The sequence below is a fragment of the Mesorhizobium sp. M0140 genome (genome assembly GCF_040322475.1).
Taxonomy (GTDB): domain Bacteria; phylum Pseudomonadota; class Alphaproteobacteria; order Rhizobiales; family Rhizobiaceae; genus Mesorhizobium.
Map to the genome: position 1 here is coordinate 164,962 of NZ_JAMYTM010000003.1, position 17,842 is coordinate 182,803.

Genomic DNA, 17,842 nt, shown 5'->3' on the forward strand with positions numbered 1-17,842 from the left:
ATGGCCCCGCCTCTTCTCAACCTCGACGGGATAAAACTGACCTTCGGCGGCACGCCGCTGCTCGACGGCGCCGCCTTGACGGCTTCGGCCGGCGACAAGATTGCACTGGTCGGCCGCAACGGGTCGGGCAAGTCGACCCTGCTGAAGATCGCCGCTGGCCTGATCGAGCCGCAGGACGGCGAGGTGTTCCGCCAGCCTTCGGCAACTATCCGCTATTTGCCGCAGATGCCGGACATGGAGGGCTTTGCCACCGTCCGCGCCTATGTCCAGGCCGGGCTTGGCCCCGCCGACGATCCCTACCGAGCCAGCTATCTGATGGAGCATCTCGGACTGTCGGGTGAGGAACGTCCGAATGATCTGTCGGGAGGCGAGGCGAGGCGTGCTGCCCTTGCCCGCGTGATGGCGCCGGAGCCAGACATCCTGCTGCTCGATGAGCCGACCAACCATCTCGACCTCTCGGTCATCGAATGGCTGGAAGAAGAACTCATCCGCACCTCCTCGGCACTGATCGTCATCTCGCACGACCGCCGCTTTCTCGAACGTGTGTCGCGCGCCACCATCTGGCTCGATCGCGGCCAGACCCGCAGGCTGGACAAGGGCTTTGGCCATTTCGAGGAATGGCGCGACCTGGTCCTGGAGGAAGAAGAGCGCGAGCAGCATAAACTCGGCCGCCAGATCGTTCGCGAAGAGCATTGGCTGCGCTACGGCGTGACGGCGCGGCGCAAGCGAAACATGCGCCGGCTCGGCGAGTTGCAGACCATGCGCCAGCGTTTTCGCGGCCATCGCGGTGCCGAAGGGTCGGCGACCATGGTGGCGAGCGACGCCGCCGAGTCCGGCAAGCTGGTGATCGAGGCGAAGAACATCGAGAAGAGCTTTGGCGATCTCACCGTGGTCAAGGGGTTTTCGACCCGCATCCAGCGCGGCGATCGCGTCGGCCTGGTCGGGCCGAACGGCGCCGGCAAGACGACGCTCTTGAAGATGCTGACCGGCGAGATGAAGCCGGACGCCGGTTCGGTGCGGCTCGGCACCAATCTGGAGATCGCCACGCTCGACCAGAAGCGCGAGGCGGTCGACCCGCAGGAGACGCTGGCGCAATATCTCACCGACGGGCGCGGCGAGAACCTCGTCATCAATGGCGAGCAGCGCCACGTCGTCTCCTACATGAAGGATTTCCTGTTCAAGCCGGAGCAGGCACGCACGCCGGTGCGCGAGTTGTCCGGCGGAGAACGGGCACGGCTCTTGCTGGCGCGGGTGCTGGCGCGGCCGGCAAACCTTCTGGTGCTCGACGAGCCGACCAACGATCTCGATATGGAGACGCTGGAACTGCTGCAGGAACTGGTCGCCGGCTTTGCCGGCACCGTCATCCTGGTCAGCCACGATCGCGATTTCCTCGACCGCACCGTGACCAGCCTGATCGCGCCGGATGGTGAAGGCCGCTGGATCGAATATGCCGGCGGCTACTCCGACATGCTGGCGCAGCGCGGCGGCACCAGGCTGGACGACCGCAAGGCGCGTGCGAAGGCCGAAAACGGCGAAGCGCCAGTGACGACCAGAAGTGAAGCGGCCGCGCCAAAGGGGCCGGCGAAGAAACTGTCGTTCAAACAGAAATTCGCGCTGGAATCGCTGCCCAAGAAAATCGAGGCTGTGACGGCTTCGATCTCAAGGCTGGAGAACAACATTGCCGATCCGGCCTATTACGAGCGCGACCCGGCCTCCTTCCAGAAAACCATCGCCGCCCTCGACAAGGAGCGCGCCACGCTGGCGGCGCTGGAGGAAGAGTGGCTGGAACTGGAGATGCTGCGCGAGGAGATGGAAGGGTAAGGGATTGTGTGTGAACTTTTATGCGCCTACATTATGCGCATAAAAGAGAGCGATTTCCATGCTTCAATCGACGTCAAAACCTCAACGGCAATCCGTCAACACGTCCATCGATTCCCAGTTGATCAGCGACGCGAAAGCGTTGGGCATCAACATTTCCCGTGCCGCCGAGGCGGGGATCGCGAAAGCGATTGCGGCGGAAAAGACGCGTCGATGGCAAGAGGAAAACAAAGAAGCCATTGAAAGCTCCAATGAATATGTCAGGCGCAACGGACTGCCATTAGCCAAATACCGGCTGTTTTGATGGCACGTTACGATCTTTATCGGAATGCTGAAGGCGGCGGCTATTTTCTCGATGTTCAGTCCGACCTTCTTGAAGGACTGAGCACAAGAGTCGTCATTCCGTTGATGCCGCCCAACATAGCACCGGTTCCGGGCCGCCGACTAAATCCGACCTTCGCTATCGATGGCAAAGATCATGTAATGGTCACGCAGTTCATGTCAGCCTTGATGGCCTCTGAATTGCCGGATGCCGAGGGAAATCTCTCCCGGCACCACGACGACATCGTCGCCGCGCTCGATATGTTGTTCCAGGGCTTCTGAGTCAACGAGGCTTCGGGCCGGCTTCCTTCTCAGCCCGCCGTCTTCGCCTGCCAGGCCTTGATTGCCTCGTCGAACACCTTCTCGCCGGGAATGCCCTTTTCCATGGTCAGCAGTGCCCGCCGTCCGGTCTTGTAGACGACCGGTACGTCGATCCAGTCCTGGCCGCGAAGCAGGGTCATGTTGGCGTCTTCGTCGGCCTTGGTATCGTTGAGCGCGACGAGGAAGAAGCCGTCGGCGATCTTGGCCGGAATGCCGATCAACGGGCTGCCGGCATCCTGCTCCGAACCCTTCATGGCGACGCGCAGGATGTTGTCGACACCGCCGCCCTCGAAACCGTCGGGCGTCAGGAAGATCATCTCGATGATATGGCTGGCCGGCAGTGTCTGGTCGGTGTTGCGGCGGATGGTCATGCGCAACTGGATGTCCTTGCCGGGAATGGTGGCCTCGGCGCGGATCGCCGGCTCCGGCGGCAGGTCGCCACCGGGCGATTCCTGCACCAGCGACCAGACGATGTTGCCGGGCTCGGCGGAACCCTGGGCGGTGCTGGTGCGCTCCTCATAGAAGATCGCCTTCTGGCCGACAGGCAGAGCGGCTTCCGCAGGCGCAGCTGCCGTGGCGGGCGGCGCGGCGCCGGCCGGTGCGGTCGGCGTGCCGGCAGCATCGGCTGGCGCTGCCGGGGCAGCTCCGTTGGCAGGCGGTGTTGCGGGGGCGGCACCTGTAGCGGGGGGCGCTGCCGCGGCAGGTGTGCCTGCGGCCGGAGCGGAAATCGCCGGTGGGTTCGTCGCCGAGGGCGGCGTGGTCAGCGCGGCGACCGATTCGCCTTCGCCGATGCCGCTTTGGCCACCGGCCGGACCCGGGTCGACTTCACTGCCCTGCGGCGTCAGCCGCTGCGTGAATTTCGTGCTTTCGGCTTCCGTGCCGCCAGCCGCGGGCGCCGGAGGCGTTGCCGCGGCATCGGTTGCCGGCTTGGCAGGCGCTGGTTTCACCGGCTCGGTCTTGGCGACCTGATTGCCGCCAAGCCCAAGCATTTTGCCGAAGGCATCCTTGTTCAGCCAGATTCCGTAGCCACCGCCGGCTACGACCAGAAGAGCGACGACGGCCGCGATCAGCCCACCATAGCTGCGCTTGCGCTCGGCGGGACGCAGGCGCTGGAAGGTATCCGACACCGGTTCTTCGTCGCTGGAAAACACATCGGCCTCGTCCTCCTCCTCGTCGGCATCCATACCTGGAAGAGGCGTGTCGGCGCGAGCCAGCTGGGAAGGCGCCGGCGTCGCCCTTTGCCAGCTCGGCTCGACCTTGGCGGCAGGTGGTGGCGCGGGCTGATAAGATTCAGGCTTTGCAGCGGGCGGTGCGGGCCAGGCCGATTCGGCCTTGGCCGGCTGCCGTGTATGGCTCGGCTGATTCTTGTTGCGATCGATCGACGAAAAGATGTGTTCCAGCTCCGCCAGCGGATCGGTCTCCGGCAGGCTCTTGGCATAGTCCCGCTCGACACTCGCGATCGCGTCTTCCAGCGAACGCATCTGCGTGGCTATGGCTTCGGCGGCCGGCGGCGGCGAATATTCCTCAAGCTTCTTCGCCAGCATGGTGCGAACGCTGGCATAGATGCGCGTACGCTTTTCCGGCGTCTCGTCGCCATGCTTGCCGAGCGCCTTTTTCAGAATAGCAACGTAATCTGCCATGCTTCAGTCGACCTGTATTTTGTTTCCGCGCCGGCCCCCGCAAATCGGCCGCGATGCCCGGAAAAGGCTTCAGAAACTAGTCTTGAAACGGATCGGTCACAAGTATCGTGTCGTCCCGTTCCGGGCTGGTGGAAAGGAGTGCGACCGGGGCGCCGATCAGCTCTTCGATGTAGCGGACGTATTTGACGGCCTGGGCCGGCAGATCGTTCCAGCTGCGCGCGCCGGCAGTGGTGCCTTTCCAGCCCTCGAGCGTCTCGTAGACCGGTTCGACACGTGCCTGCGCACCCTGGCTTGCCGGCAGATAATCGATCATCTCGCCGTCGAGATGATAACCTGTGCAGACCTTGATCTCGTCCAGCCCGTCAAGCACGTCGAGCTTGGTCAGCGCGATGCCCTTGATGCCGTTGACAGCGACGGCCTGGCGTACCAGCACCGCGTCGAACCAGCCGCAGCGGCGCTTGCGGCCGGTGACGACGCCGAATTCATGGCCGCGCGTGCCGAGGAATTCGCCGACCTCGTTCTTCTGCTCGGTTGGGAACGGACCCTCGCCGACGCGTGTCGTATAGGCTTTGGTGATGCCGAGCACATAGCCGATAGCGCCTGGGCCGACGCCGGAGCCGGCGGCAGCCTGTCCGGCAACCGTGTTCGACGAGGTCACGAATGGATAGGTGCCGTGGTCTATGTCAAGCAGCGTGCCCTGCGCGCCCTCGAACAGGATACGCTCGCCAGCCCGGCGCTTGTCATCGAGGATTTTCCAGACCCGGTCCATATAGGGCAGGATGTCGTCGGCGACCGAGGTCAGTTCCTGCATGATCGCGTCATGCGTGACTTCCGCATGGCCAAGCCCCCGACGCAGCGCATTATGGTGCGTCAGCAGCCTGTCAACCTTCACGGGCAGTGTTTCCAAATCCGCCAAGTCCATCACCCTGACCGCGCGCCGGCCCACCTTGTCCTCGTAGGCGGGGCCGATGCCACGACGGGTCGTGCCAATCTTCGTCCCGGAATTGGATGCGGCGTCCTCACGGAATCCGTCCAGCTCCCGATGCAGGGACAGGATAAGCGCTGTGTTTTCGGCTATTTTCAGGCGATCCGGCGCCACTTCGACACCTTGCGCCTTGAGCTTGGCCACCTCGGCGACGAAAGCATGCGGGTCGAACACGACGCCATTGCCGATGATGGACAGCTTGCCCTGGCGCACGACGCCCGACGGAAGCAACGACAGCTTGTAGACCTTGCCGTCGACGACCAGCGTATGGCCGGCATTGTGGCCGCCCTGGAAACGCACCACGACATCGGCCCGCTCCGACAGCCAGTCGACGATCTTGCCCTTGCCTTCGTCACCCCACTGCGAGCCGACGACCACCACATTGGCCATGTTTCTTTTCCCTTGAGACGCCGCCAAGCGGCTTGAATATGGTTCGAAACGACAGGCCTCTATAACGTCAAGACCTCGCGAGCGCGACCTTTCTTTGCCGTCGAAAATGCCCTGAGGCACAACAATTTTCGGCTTTGACATCATTTACTTGGGCGAGCGAGGGCAATAGGCCGGCAAACACCGCAGCTCCGGCGACTGGAATCCCGCGATGCATCGAAGCGCCTACATATTCCTGCTGCTCACCACCTTGCTCTGGGGCGGAAATTCGGTGGCCGGCAAGCTGGCGGTCGATCACGTCTCGCCGATGACGCTGGTCTTCCTGCGCTGGGTTCTGGCCGTGACGATCATGCTGCCCATCGGCTGGAAGACCATCCAGAAGGACTGGCCGGTCGTCCGCAAGCACTGGTTCGTGCTGGTCGCCCTCGGCGCCAGCGGCTTCACCCTGTTCAACACCATCTTCTACACGGCGCTCAACTACACGACAGCGATCAATGTCTCGATCGAACAGGCGGCGATGCCGATCCTGATCATGACTGCCAATTTCGTCTTCTTCCGCCTGCGCGTGAACTGGGCTCAGATTGTCGGCGTCGTGCTGACCATCGCCGGCGTGATCCTCACCGCCTGCCATGGCGACCCGCGCCGGTTGTTGACGCTGGAACTCAATTTCGGCGACGCCATCATGCTGGTCGCCGTGTTTCTCTACAGCGGCTATTCGGTCGGACTGCGGTTGAAACCAGTGATGCATTGGCAAAGCCTGATGCTGGCCCTGTCGGTTGCGGCACTCGTCACTTCGCTGCCGTTCTTCCTGTGGGAGGTCGTCGCCGGCAAGGTCATCATGCCCGACGCGCGCGGCTGGACCGTCATCGTCTATACGGCGATCGGCGCCTCCGTCGTTTCGCAGATCTTCTACATCAGAGGCAACGAACTGATCGGCGCCAACCGCGCCGGCCTGTTCATCAATCTGGTGCCGATCTTCGGCACGCTGCTATCGGTGCTGATCGTCGGCGAGACGTTCCACCTCTATCAGGCATTGGCTTTGGTGCTCGTGCTGGGCGGCATCGGACTTGCCGAATACAGCGGGCGCAAGATGGCGTTGGCGGACCACCGCGGATGACATGTGGCGGCTGACGCCCTCCGCCGTCGCGGCAATTCACGCGAACGGCCTGGACTTCGCCAATGGCCGCGGAACGGCGGCATAAACCCTGCCGCGTCCCACTTGGAACATTTCACCTCCAGCGGAGTTTGAACGGCAGGGAGGCGACATGATGAGCCACAACCCTCGCAGCACGGCAAGCATCGCTGGTCACCCTATCCATCCCATGCTGATTCCGTTTCCGATTGCTTTTTTCGTCGGCACCTTCGTTTGCGATCTTATCTTCTGGCGAACAGCCGATCCCGGATGGGTCACCGGGTCGCTTTGGCTTCTCGGCGCAGGCCTGATCATGGCTGCCCTGGCTGCGCTTGCTGGCCTGACGGATGTTCTCGGCGATGTTCAGATCCGCAATCTCACGACGGCATGGCTCCATGCCGGCGGCAATGTACTCGTCGTGTTGATCGAGCTTTACAACTGGTACTCGCGGTATGCGGGCGGAGCGGCGGCCGTGATGCCAACCGGCTTCGTCCTATCGCTGATCGTGGTTCTCATCCTGCTGTTTACGGGCTGGAAGGGCTGGGAACTGGTCTACCGACATCGCGTGGGTGTCTCCGATGGCTCGGACGAGTTGACCTGAACCGGCCGCCGCGGCGGCCGGTTCAACGAGGGCGACCCCTGTCCTCGATCACATCGCGTTGACGTCGAACTGCAGCCGCTTGGCCGAGTCGATCGACTTATGCGCCTTGACCTTTTCCAGCACGGCTTCCGGGAACGGCGCGTCGAGATAGAGCAGCGCTATGGCATCGCCGCCCGGCCGGTTGCGGCCGAGCTGGAAGTTGGCGATGTTGACGCCATTCTCGCCGCAGACAGTGCCGAGCAGCCCGATAATGCCCGGCGCGTCGGCATTGGTGGTGTAGAGCATGTGCTGGCCGACCTCGGCATCAAGGTTGATGCCCTTGATCTGGATGAAGCGTGGCTTGCCATCCGAGAAGCATGTGCCGGCGATCGAACGCGTCATATGCTCGGTCTTCACGGTCAGCTTGATATAGCCGTCGAACACGCCCGATTTGTCGCGCTTGACCTCGGCGACGATGATGCCGCGCTCCTTCACCATGATCGGCGCCGACACCATGTTGACGTCCGAGACCTGAGGCCGGATCAGCCCGGCGAGTGCGGCGCTGATCAGCGCGCGCGTGTTCATCGTCGCGGTGGAGCCGTCGAACAGGATCTCGACCTCCTTGATCGGATCCTCGGTGACCTGGCCGACGAAGGCGCCGAGCACCTCGGCAAGCTTGACGAACGGCTTCAACCGCGGCGCCTCCTCGGCGGTGATCGACGGCATGTTGATGGCGTTGGAGACGGCGCCCTTGATCAGATAGTCGGCCATCTGTTCGGCAACCTGCAGCGCGACATTCTCCTGGGCCTCCGTCGTCGAGGCGCCGAGATGCGGCGTCGCCACCACATTCTCCATGCCGAACAGTTCGTTGTTCTCGGCGGGTTCGACCTCGAAGACGTCGACGCCGGCGCCGGCGACCTTGCCGCTCTTCAGCGCCGCGATCAGGTCGGCCTCGACGATCAGACCGCCGCGTGCGCAATTGATGATGCGCACGCCCTTCTTCATCTTGGCGATCGCCGCGGCATCGATGATGTTGCGCGTCTTGTCGGTCAGCGGCGTGTGCAGGGTGATGAAATCGGCGCGGGCGAACAGTTCGTCGAGTTCGACCTTGTCGACGCCAAGCTCCTCGGCACGGCTGTCCGACAGGAACGGATCGAAGGCGATGACGTGCATCTTGAGGCCAACGCCGCGTGTCGCGACGATCGAACCGATGTTGCCGCAGCCGATGACGCCCAGCGTCTTGCCGGTGATCTCAACGCCCATGAAGCGGTTCTTTTCCCATTTGCCGGCATGGGTCGAGGCGTTGGCTTCAGGGATCTGGCGCGCCAGCGCAAAGATCATCGCCACCGCATGTTCGGCTGTGGTGATCGAGTTGCCGAAGGGCGTGTTCATCACGATGATGCCCTTGCGGCTTGCCGCCGGGATATCGACATTGTCGACGCCGATGCCGGCGCGGCCGATGACTTTGAGATTGGTAGCGGCGTTGATCAGCTTTTCGGTGACCTTGGTCGCCGAACGGATGGCGAGGCCATCATACTGGCCGATCACTTCGGCGAGCTTTTCCTTGTCCTTGCCGAGATCGGGCAGATAGTCGACCTCGACGCCACGATCCTTGAATATCTGCACGGCGGTGGGGGAGAGTTTGTCTGAGACGAGAACGCGGGGCGCCATGGCGACCTCCTTGAAATGGATTTGATCCTGATGGGAATGGGCGGCCCGGAGGCCGCCGCGAATGATCTCAGGCCGCCGCTTTGAGCGACGCCTTCTGTGCGGCGAAGGCCCAGTCGAGCCAGGGCAGCAGCGCTTCCAGATCCGACGTCTCGACCGTCGCGCCGCACCAGATGCGCAGGCCGGGCGGTGCGTCGCGATAGGCACCGATATCGTAGGCGACGCCTTCCTTGTCGAGCACCGACACCAGCCCCTTGGCGAAAGCCGCCTGCCCGTCGGCGTCGAGCTCGGACACGTCCGGATCGGTGAAGGACAGGCAGACGGACGTGTTCGACCGTGTCGCCGGCTGGACGGCGAGATGACCGAGCCAGGAGGATTTGCCGACAAAGCGATCGAGGACGGCCGCATTGGCATCCGCCCTGGCGATCAGCGCGTCGAGGCCGCCGGTCGACTTCGCCCAGTTGAGCGCATCGAGGTAATCCTCGACGCACAGCATCGAGGGGGTGTTGATGGTCTCGCCCTTGAAGATGCCTTCGATCAGCTTGCCGCCCGAAGTCAGGCGGAAGATTTTCGGCAGCGGCCATGAAGGCTTGTAGGTCTCCAGCCGCTCGACGGCACGAGGCGACAGGATCAGCATGCCGTGAGCGCCCTCGCCGCCCAGCACCTTCTGCCAGGAGAACGTGACGACATCGAGCTTTTCGAAGTCGAGCCTCTGCGCGAATGCGGCGGAAGTCGCATCGCAGACGGTCAGGCCCTTGCGGTCCGCGGGAATGAAATCGCCGTTCGGCACGCGCACGCCCGACGTGGTGCCGTTCCAGGTGAAGACCACATCGCGGTCGAAATCGATCCTGGTAAGATCAGGCAGTTCGCCGTAGCCGGCTTCGATCTTGCGCACATCGGCGAGCTTCAATTGCTTGATCACGTCGGTGACCCAGCCGGAGCCAAAGCTCTCCCAGGCGACCATGTCGACGCCGCGCTCGCCGAGCAGCGACCACAGCGCCATCTCGACCGCACCGGTGTCCGACGCCGGCACAATGCCGATGCGATAACCCGCCGGGACCTGGAGAATCTCCCGCGTCAGCTCGATCGCCTGTTCGAGCTTGGTCTTGCCGATCTTGGCGCGGTGGGAACGGCCGAGCGCGGCATTGTTCAGCGCCTCGACCGACCAGCCGGGACGTTTTGCACAGGGACCTGAGGAAAAATTGGGGTTTGCCGGACGGAGTCCGGGCTTCGTATGCGTCGTCATCGTGGTCTATCCTTCCAGATAGTGGCCCCTCGTTGGGGAGGGGTGGCCCACGGACGGCGATATGCGTTCAGACTTCGGGCGTCAAGAGGAAAGTTTTTGTCGCTGCCGGGATACCGGCGATCCCTGATCGGGATGTCGTGACTTCAAACGCAAACGGCGGACCCCGAAGATCCGCCGTCCTGAACCTCGTGCTCGCCGCGCCTACCAGAGATCGTAGCGCAGCCCGAGCTTGACCTGATGGTTGCTGATACCTTTTTTGACCGGATAGGAGGTCAGGCTCTCAGCCGTCACATATTCAGCGTCCGGGGCGGAGAAATACTGATAGCCCAGGTCGACGGAAACGTTCTTCGATACCTGATAGGCGAGGCCCGCATTCAGCGTGTAGGCCAGCGAGTACTGGGTCTTGCTGTCACTTACGGCGAAATCGTCCGTGTCGTCGCCATTGTCGGTGAAATAGCTTGCCGACAGGCTGCGCTTGCTGCGAACGACCCCGATACCGGCGCCGAGATAGGGTGTGATGCCGACATAGGTGCCAAGATCGACATAGCCGTTGAGTATGCCCGACAAGGCGTAGTTCTTCAGGGATGCCGACGCCACGGTCGGCTCTGCCGCAGTCGCTGAATCGTCATAGCCGACGCCGATCTCGTTGCCAGGCAGATAGCCGAGATTGAGGTCGGCGCGCAGATAGTCGTTGAAATGGTAGCCGAAGCCGATGCTGGCAAAGATCGGATCTTCTTTGTCGCTGAAGCTTGCAGGTGGCGAAGGTGTGAAGGCGAAATCCTCATTTTTGAAGCTCTTCTGCGCCAGATAGGAGACGTCGCCGCGCAGGTACCAGCCGGAACCGACCTCGACCGGGACGTAGTCGGGCGCCTGGTCGACGTAGATCGGCGGGTCATAATCGGCCGCGTGCACCGGCGTCAGCGGCAGGAGGGCTAGTGCACCGAGCGCCAGCGCCATACGCGATGTAAGTTTCATGGTCCCCGACTCCCGAATTTGGCTCAGCCCGCAATCGCAGCGGCAGCCATCGTTTCAAGGAGCATTGTTAACCATAGTGGTTAAGTGCCGGTTAAGGCTAACAGAGCGTTAGCGAATTCATTTCCCCTGTCGATTCCAGGCGGCCCAAACGAAAAACCGCCCGGCTTGAGGCCGGACGGTTTTCGAAGAATTCAAGTGATGTAGATGGCGTTACTTGGTGTAGATCGGCTCGGGTTCGGGCTGGTAGGCCACGACCGGCGCGGCGCAACCATTGCTGCCACCGAACTGGTAGCGCAGGCCACCGCGCACTTCGTGCGTGTTGATGCCACGGTCGAAGCCGGGACCGGAGCTGGTGATGTTCCAGTCGAACATGCGGCCGCCCTGAATATGGGAGAAGCGGTAGCCGGCATCGAGAATGATCTTGTCGGTCAGGCAGTACGAAGCGCCGGCCATCAGACCGTAGGCGAAACGCCAGCTTGATCTGCCGGGATTGAACTCGGTGGTGTTCGGGTCGTAGACATCATCCCACTTGACGCGGGCGCCGCCGATGCCGGCGCCAACGTAAGGCGTGATGCCATGGTAGGTGCCGAGATCGACATAGGCATTCGCCAGCAGCAACAGGGCGCTCATCTTCGATACTTCGGTCGAAGTACCGTTGATGTCCGAGGTGCCCCCGTTGAAGTTCGACTTGAACCAGTAGTCGGCGGTCAAATCGGTCCGGAAGTGATCGTTGATCTTGTAGCCGACGCCGGCGCCGAGCGAGAAACCGCCCTTGAGTTTGCCGAAATCGAAGCTTCTGGTGCCGGGCGTAACCGTACAGTTACAGGGATCGACGGTGTAGGTCATATAGTCGATGCCGCGCACGGTCGACTTGTGATAGTCGATGTCGCCGCGGATGTACCAGCCGCCGACCTCGACCGGCTGCTCGTAGACAGCCTGAGGCGGAGCCTCTTCGACCATCGGTTCCGGCAGGTCGGCTGCGAACAGCGGTCCTGCCAGGCCTGCGAACAGGAAGGCGAGCAGGACCTTTCTTGCTGTCTTGAACATGCTTGTCACCCCTGAGAAGCTCGGAACGGCGAATCCGTCCGAAATGCGATTGGCTTTCAGTCGTGGATAATGAATTGCAAAGGTTAAAAGGCGTTTAACCCTGTTGCTTAACCACGAATCTCGAAACTCTAGGGATTGGCGCGAGATTTACGGGCACCGAAAAAAGTGGCGGCTGACAAGAAAAAGCCCGCCGAGGGGCGGGCCTTGGACCGGTTAAGGGAGCGCGGCGCGCCTGGTTGTCCGATCCACGTCCTGCTGGACGCGCTGGGGTCAGGCGGCGCTGCGCGTTTCCGAGATGACTTCAACGATGCCGTTGACGACGGACTCGACCAGTTGCGGGTCGTCGCCTTCGGCCATCACGCGGATCAGCGGTTCTGTCCCTGATGGCCGGATAACCAGCCGTCCGGTCTTGCCGAGGCGGTTACGGGCGTCTTCGATGGCGGCCTTGACCGGCGCCTCCTCGAGCGGCTTGCCGCCGGAAATATGGACGTTCTTCAGAAGCTGCGGCACGGGTTCGAATTTCTTCGACAGTTCGCTGACCGGCCGGCCCTGCCGCTTGATGCAGGCCAGCACCTGCAGCGCCGAAACCAGGCCGTCGCCGGTGGTCGAGAAATCCGACAGCACGATATGGCCCGACTGTTCGCCGCCGACATTCAAGCCATGCGCGCGCATATGCTCGACGACATAACGGTCGCCAACCTTGGTGCGGTGCAATTGCAGCTTCATGCCGCCGAGGAAGCGCTCGAGGCCGAGATTGGACATCACCGTCGAAACGACGCCGCCGCCCGCAAGCCGCCCGCTCTGGTGCCAGGATTCGGCGATCAGCGCCATGATCTGGTCGCCATCGACGATCGCGCCGTTTTCATCGACGATGACGACGCGATCGGCGTCGCCGTCGAGCGCGATGCCGATGTCGGCGCGCACTTCGTGCACCTTCTTTTGCAGGCCGGCCGGATGGGTCGAGCCGCATTCCTTGTTGATGTTGAAGCCGTTGGGCTCGACATTGATGGCGACGACTTCGGCGCCCAGTTCCCACAGCGCCTCGGGCGCCACCTTGTAGGCCGCGCCATTGGCGCAATCGACGACGATCCTCAAGCCCGCGAGCGACATCGAGCGCGGCAAGGTGCGCTTGGCGAATTCGATGTAGCGGTCATGCACGCCATCGACGCGCTTGGCGCGGCCAAGCCCGTCGGAATCGGCGAGCGCCAGTTCGATATCCTTGTCGAGCATGCTCTCGATGCGCTCCTCGATTTCGTCGGAGAGCTTGTAGCCGTCGGGTCCGAACAGCTTGATGCCGTTGTCGTAATAGGGGTTGTGCGAGGCCGAGATCATGACGCCGATATCGGCGCGCAGCGAACGCACCAGCATGGCGACAGCCGGAGTCGGGATCGGGCCGAGCAGGAACACGTCCATGCCGGCGGCACAAAGACCGGCGACCATGGCATTCTCGATCATATAGCCGGAAAGCCTGGTGTCCTTGCCGAGCACGACACGATGTCGATGGCTGCCGCGCTGGAAGGAAAGGCCGGCGGCCATGCCGACCCGCATCGCGATTTCAGCCGTCATCGGAAACTTGTTGGCGCGTCCGCGAATGCCGTCCGTGCCGAAATAATTCCCTGCCATGCTAGTCAGCTTCCTCGACGTTTCTTCCCCGGCACGTCATGCCACAATTGGCCAGGGCGCTATGATCACATTGTGTGATTATACGTTACCAATCCTTAGAAAACCATTGTTGTGCACTGCACACATGTGGCCGCAACCTGACATGCCCAGACTGCCATGTTGCAATATACAAGTCATGCGAGCCTTTCAGCGCGGATGCACCAGCAAAATCTTGCTTTGGACCAGGCAACAAACAACGATTTCATCACCTTATCGGGAGAAACCGGTCTTCGGCGATATATACGCCACTTAGCATCTGGCGCAACCGCCCGTTGAGCGGTATTGATTTGCAGGGACGTATCATGGGCTGCTGCAACGGAGAAACGCTATGCTCATCCACCGACTTGCCACTTTGACCGGCCTCGCCGTCGCGACCTTGTTCCTGACCGCGCCAGCCAACGCACTGACGATGGCCGAGTGCAGCACGAAGTACAACGCCGCCAAGGATGCGGGGACACTCGCCGGCGCGACCTGGAACCAGTTCCGCAAGGCTCAGTGCGGCACCGACGCCGCCGCGACGACCGACGCCAAGCCGGCCGATACCAAGAAAGCAACTGACACCACGAAGGCTGCCGAGACGAAGCCGGCCAAGGCTGCCGCCGCGACGGACGACAGCACGGCCAAGGGCCTGACGGCGAAGGAATGCAGCACCAAATACCAGGCGGCGAAGGCCGCCGGCACGCTGAACGGCATGAAGTGGAACGACTTCCGCAAGTCCGAATGCGCCGCCGGTGCATCCGCCGCTGCCGCCGCCAAGCCGGCAGCCACCAAGGCAGCCGCGGCTCCCGCCGACGGCAAGGGCCTGAGCATGGCCGAATGCAGCACCAAGTATCAGGCTGCCAAGACGGCCAACACGCTGAAAGGCATGAAGTGGAACGACTTCCGCAAGGCCGAATGCGGTACCGGTGCCTCGGATGACGACACCGTGCCGGCCGCCGACGAGGCGAGCTACACCAAGGAGCCGGCAAAGCCGACCACGGCCGCACCCAAGGGCGTCACTTTCCCGTCCGCGATCTCGGCTAAATATTCCAGCGAGACCCCCGGTAAAGGCCGCATGCACACTTGCCTCGACCAGTATTATGCCTTGAAGGACGCCAATGCGCTTGGCGGCCTGAAGTGGATCCAGAAGGGCGGCGGCTTCTACAGCCTGTGCAATGCCAAGCTGAAGAGCTGATCGCTTAGCCATAGTCTCCAAACAAAGGCCCGCGCATCGCAAGATGCGCGGGCCTTTTTTGTTGCGCGAAGACGCATACTGCCTTGCTCGCAACTGCATGTCGCCGGGCTGCCGGGATCATCAATTCGCCTACTGCCCACCGCCAAGCTCATCGGTAGTCCGTAACGATTCTGTTGAACATATAAAGAACAAACCGTATACAAAAAGACGTCAAACTTATTATCAACCAGGAGGGTCTTATGCACAGTTTGAAATTGGCGGTATTGGCTGCGACCGCATTTGTCGCTTGGAGCGTCGCCCCCGCAAGCGCACTGACGATGAAGGAATGCGGCGAGACCTATCGAACAGCCAAGGAAGGCGGCACTCTGAACGGCATGGACTGGACGGCTTTTCGCAAGGAGAAGTGCGCGACATCAGCAGCGGACAGTGTCAGCGAGGATACGGTCAAAACCGAGCCGCAGACGAAAAAGGAAACCAGCGCGGCGGTCGCCCCCACTGTAGCGCCCGCGGGCGTGACATTCCCAACCACGCTGGCCGCCGAGTTCAAGACCGAAAAGCCCGCGAAGGCGCGCATGAAGACCTGTCTCCAGGGCTACCATGGCAACAAGGACGCGGGCACGTTGAACGGCCTTCGCTGGATCCAGAAGGGCGGCGGTTATTACAGCCTGTGCAATGCCAAGCTGAAGAGCTGAGCGACAAGACATCTGAAGAAGAGAAGGCCTGCGAACCGCAGGGTTCGCGGGCCTTCTTTGTTGCCTTCGAGGGCACGCCCGCGGCGACGTTGCCAATCTCCCCCGCAAGGGGGGAGATTGGCTATCACCTAGGCTTTCGCCAATCGTCATCGTCGCAGATGCGAGGTCGCGGACAACTCCTCCCCAACGCCAAAAACAAAAAACGCCGCGGAGCAAGCCGCGGCGTTCGATGAAATCAGTGGTCAAGCTCAGCTCGATGGCTGCGGTTCCATGCCGCCTTCGGGCTCCGGCCCCTTCTTGCGCCGGCCGCCGGACTTCGGCACGGCAGAGCCACGGCTCGGCGGCGTGTCGTCGCCAAGGTCGCGCGCTGGCTTGTGGCCGGCGATCAACTGCTTGATCTCCTCGCCGGACAGCGTCTCGTATTCCAGCAGGCCCTGCGCCAGCGCGATCCATTCCTTCTTCTTCTTGGTCAGGATGGACTTCGCCGATGAGTAGGCCTCGTCGATCAGGCGGCGCACTTCGGCGTCGATGATCTGCGCCGTTTCTTCCGACACGTTCTGCGTGCGCGCCACCGAGTGGCCGAGGAACACTTCTTCCTGGTTGTCGCCATAAGCGACATGGCCGAGCTTGTCGGAAAAGCCCCAGCGTGTGACCATGGCGCGCGCCAGTTTGGTCGCCTGCTCGATATCCGAAGAGGCACCCGAGGTGATGTTTTCCTTGCCGAACTTGAACTCCTCGGCGACACGGCCGCCCATCATGATGGCGAGCCGCGAGATCATGTATTTGTAGCTCATCGAATAACGGTCGCCTTCGGGCAACTGCATGACCATGCCGAGCGCGCGACCGCGTGGGATGATCGTGGCCTTGTGCAGCGGATCGGCCGACGGCACGTTCAGCGCGAGAATGGCGTGGCCTGCCTCGTGGTAGGCGGTCAGCTCCTTCTCGGCCTGCGTCATGGCCGACGAGCGGCGCTCGGCGCCCATCATGATCTTGTCCTTGGCGTCCTCGAATTCGGCCATGGTGACGAGGCGCTTGTTGCGCCGTGCCGCCATCAGCGCGGATTCGTTGACGAGGTTCATCAGGTCAGCGCCGGAAAAGCCCGGCGTACCGCGCGCGATCACCTTGAGGTCGACATTGGGCGCCAGCGGCACGTTGCGCACATGCACCTTGAGGATCTTCTCGCGGCCGACGATGTCGGGGTTCGGCACCACGACCTGGCGGTCGAAGCGGCCTGGCCTGAGCAGTGCCGGATCGAGCACGTCGGGCCGGTTGGTGGCAGCGATCAGGATGATGCTTTCGTTGGACTCGAAGCCGTCCATCTCGACCAGGAGCTGGTTCAGCGTCTGCTCGCGTTCGTCATTGCCGCCGCCGAGGCCGGCGCCGCGATGACGGCCGACAGCGTCGATTTCGTCGATGAAGATGATGCAGGGCGCGTTCTTCTTGGCCTGGTCGAACATGTCGCGGACGCGGCTTGCACCGACGCCGACGAACATCTCGACGAAGTCAGAACCGGAAATGGTGAAGAACGGCACATTGGCTTCGCCGGCAACCGAGCGGGCGAGCAGCGTCTTGCCGGTTCCCGGAGGGCCGACAAGCAGCACGCCGCGCGGAATCTTGCCGCCGAGCCGCTGGAATTTCTGCGGATCGCGCAGGAACTCGACGATCTCTTCCAGATCTTCCTTGGCTTCGTCGACGCCGGCAACGTCCTGGAAGGTGACGCGGCCATGCGCTTCGGTGAGCAGCTTGGCCTTCGACTTGCCGAAGCCCATGGCGCGACCGGAGCCGGACTGCATCTGGCGCATGAAGAATATCCAGACGCCGAGGATGAGGATCATCGGCAGCCACGAGATCAGATAGCCGAACAGCGAATTGGAACCGTCTGTTTCAGGCCGCGCATTGATGGTGACGTTCTTGTCCTGCAGCCGCGAGACCAGCGAAGGATCGCCGGGCGAATAGGTCTGGAAGCCGCTGGCATTGTCGGTGTAGGTGCCGCTGATACGGGCGCCCGCGATGGTCACCGTCTTGACCCGGCCCGCCGCGACATCCTGCAGGAACTGCGAATAAGGCACATCGCTGGAGGCCCCTCGCGTCTGCGGCGTCTGAAACAGATTGAACAGGGCTATGAGCAGGACCGCTATGATCGCCCAGAGCGCGAGGTTGCGATAGTTCGGATTCATCAATTGTCCCGTTGGCG

Annotated in this window: 15 protein-coding genes; 7 read left to right on the top strand and 8 right to left on the bottom strand. The window is 62.3% G+C overall.

Annotated elements, in window-relative coordinates:
- The 3 genes from NKJ37_RS04515 to NKJ37_RS04525 are packed head-to-tail and all read left to right on the top strand — an operon-like array spanning position 1 to position 2,421.
- Complete coding sequence (locus NKJ37_RS04515; RefSeq protein WP_352772919.1) at positions 1 to 1,821, top strand: ABC-F family ATP-binding cassette domain-containing protein; 1,821 nt, start codon at positions 1 to 3, stop codon at positions 1,819 to 1,821.
- A gap of 58 nt (positions 1,822 to 1,879) precedes the next feature.
- The gene (locus NKJ37_RS04520; protein WP_128305512.1) at positions 1,880 to 2,122 is read left to right on the top strand and encodes a type II toxin-antitoxin system CcdA family antitoxin; all 243 of its coding nucleotides are present in this window, start codon (positions 1,880 to 1,882) and stop codon (positions 2,120 to 2,122) included.
- Positions 2,122 to 2,421, top strand: coding sequence for a CcdB family protein (locus NKJ37_RS04525; RefSeq protein WP_127297430.1), 300 nt, complete (start codon positions 2,122 to 2,124; stop codon positions 2,419 to 2,421). Before NKJ37_RS04520 ends, NKJ37_RS04525 begins: the two co-directional genes overlap by 1 nt.
- A gap of 29 nt (positions 2,422 to 2,450) precedes the next feature.
- Here the strand turns inward: NKJ37_RS04525 and NKJ37_RS04530 are convergent, their stop codons facing one another.
- Together NKJ37_RS04530 and NKJ37_RS04535 are read right to left on the bottom strand one after the other, a co-directional pair.
- Positions 2,451 to 4,100, bottom strand: a complete 1,650-nt coding sequence (locus tag NKJ37_RS04530) for a hypothetical protein (protein WP_352772922.1) — start codon at positions 4,098 to 4,100, stop codon at positions 2,451 to 2,453.
- A 76-nt stretch (positions 4,101 to 4,176) separates the two neighbouring features.
- Positions 4,177 to 5,475, bottom strand: coding sequence for an adenylosuccinate synthase (locus NKJ37_RS04535; RefSeq protein ID WP_023811870.1), 1,299 nt, complete (start codon positions 5,473 to 5,475; stop codon positions 4,177 to 4,179).
- A gap of 208 nt (positions 5,476 to 5,683) precedes the next feature.
- Here NKJ37_RS04535 and NKJ37_RS04540 point away from each other — a divergent pair, with 208 nt between their 5' ends.
- A complete protein-coding gene (locus NKJ37_RS04540) occupies positions 5,684 to 6,589 on the top strand; it encodes a DMT family transporter (RefSeq protein WP_352772925.1) in 906 nt (301 codons plus the stop codon).
- A 151-nt stretch (positions 6,590 to 6,740) separates the two neighbouring features.
- On the top strand, positions 6,741 to 7,205 hold the full coding sequence (locus NKJ37_RS04545) for a DUF2231 domain-containing protein (RefSeq protein WP_352441038.1): 465 nt from the start codon (positions 6,741 to 6,743) through the stop codon (positions 7,203 to 7,205).
- 48 nt (positions 7,206 to 7,253) lie between these two features.
- On the opposite strand, the gene serA is transcribed toward NKJ37_RS04545, so the two are convergent.
- From serA to glmM, 5 genes are all read right to left on the bottom strand, one after another.
- Positions 7,254 to 8,855 carry a phosphoglycerate dehydrogenase gene (gene serA / locus NKJ37_RS04550; protein ID WP_023811867.1) on the bottom strand — a complete coding sequence of 534 codons (1,602 nt, stop codon included), beginning with the start codon at positions 8,853 to 8,855 and terminating at the stop codon, positions 7,254 to 7,256.
- A 67-nt stretch (positions 8,856 to 8,922) separates the two neighbouring features.
- A complete protein-coding gene (locus tag NKJ37_RS04555) occupies positions 8,923 to 10,098 on the bottom strand; it encodes a phosphoserine transaminase (protein ID WP_023811866.1) in 1,176 nt (391 codons plus the stop codon).
- Positions 10,099 to 10,299: 201 nt separating this feature from the next.
- The gene (locus NKJ37_RS04560; RefSeq protein ID WP_023811865.1) at positions 10,300 to 11,073 is read right to left on the bottom strand and encodes an outer membrane protein; all 774 of its coding nucleotides are present in this window, start codon (positions 11,071 to 11,073) and stop codon (positions 10,300 to 10,302) included.
- Positions 11,074 to 11,283: 210 nt separating this feature from the next.
- Positions 11,284 to 12,120 carry an outer membrane protein gene (locus NKJ37_RS04565; RefSeq protein ID WP_023811864.1) on the bottom strand — a complete coding sequence of 279 codons (837 nt, stop codon included), beginning with the start codon at positions 12,118 to 12,120 and terminating at the stop codon, positions 11,284 to 11,286.
- Between the two features lie 270 nt (positions 12,121 to 12,390).
- A complete protein-coding gene (glmM, locus tag NKJ37_RS04570; RefSeq protein ID WP_023811863.1) occupies positions 12,391 to 13,743 on the bottom strand; it encodes a phosphoglucosamine mutase in 1,353 nt (450 codons plus the stop codon).
- A 367-nt stretch (positions 13,744 to 14,110) separates the two neighbouring features.
- On the opposite strand from glmM, the gene NKJ37_RS04575 reads away from it, so the two are divergent.
- Together NKJ37_RS04575 and NKJ37_RS04580 are read left to right on the top strand one after the other, a co-directional pair.
- The gene (locus NKJ37_RS04575; protein ID WP_128305350.1) at positions 14,111 to 14,956 is read left to right on the top strand and encodes a hypothetical protein; all 846 of its coding nucleotides are present in this window, start codon (positions 14,111 to 14,113) and stop codon (positions 14,954 to 14,956) included.
- A gap of 239 nt (positions 14,957 to 15,195) precedes the next feature.
- Positions 15,196 to 15,648, top strand: coding sequence for a hypothetical protein (locus NKJ37_RS04580; RefSeq protein WP_023811860.1), 453 nt, complete (start codon positions 15,196 to 15,198; stop codon positions 15,646 to 15,648).
- A 248-nt stretch (positions 15,649 to 15,896) separates the two neighbouring features.
- On the opposite strand, the gene ftsH is transcribed toward NKJ37_RS04580, so the two are convergent.
- Positions 15,897 to 17,825, bottom strand: coding sequence for an ATP-dependent zinc metalloprotease FtsH (gene ftsH / locus NKJ37_RS04585; protein ID WP_023811859.1), 1,929 nt, complete (start codon positions 17,823 to 17,825; stop codon positions 15,897 to 15,899).
- Positions 17,826 to 17,842 lie beyond the last annotated feature (17 nt).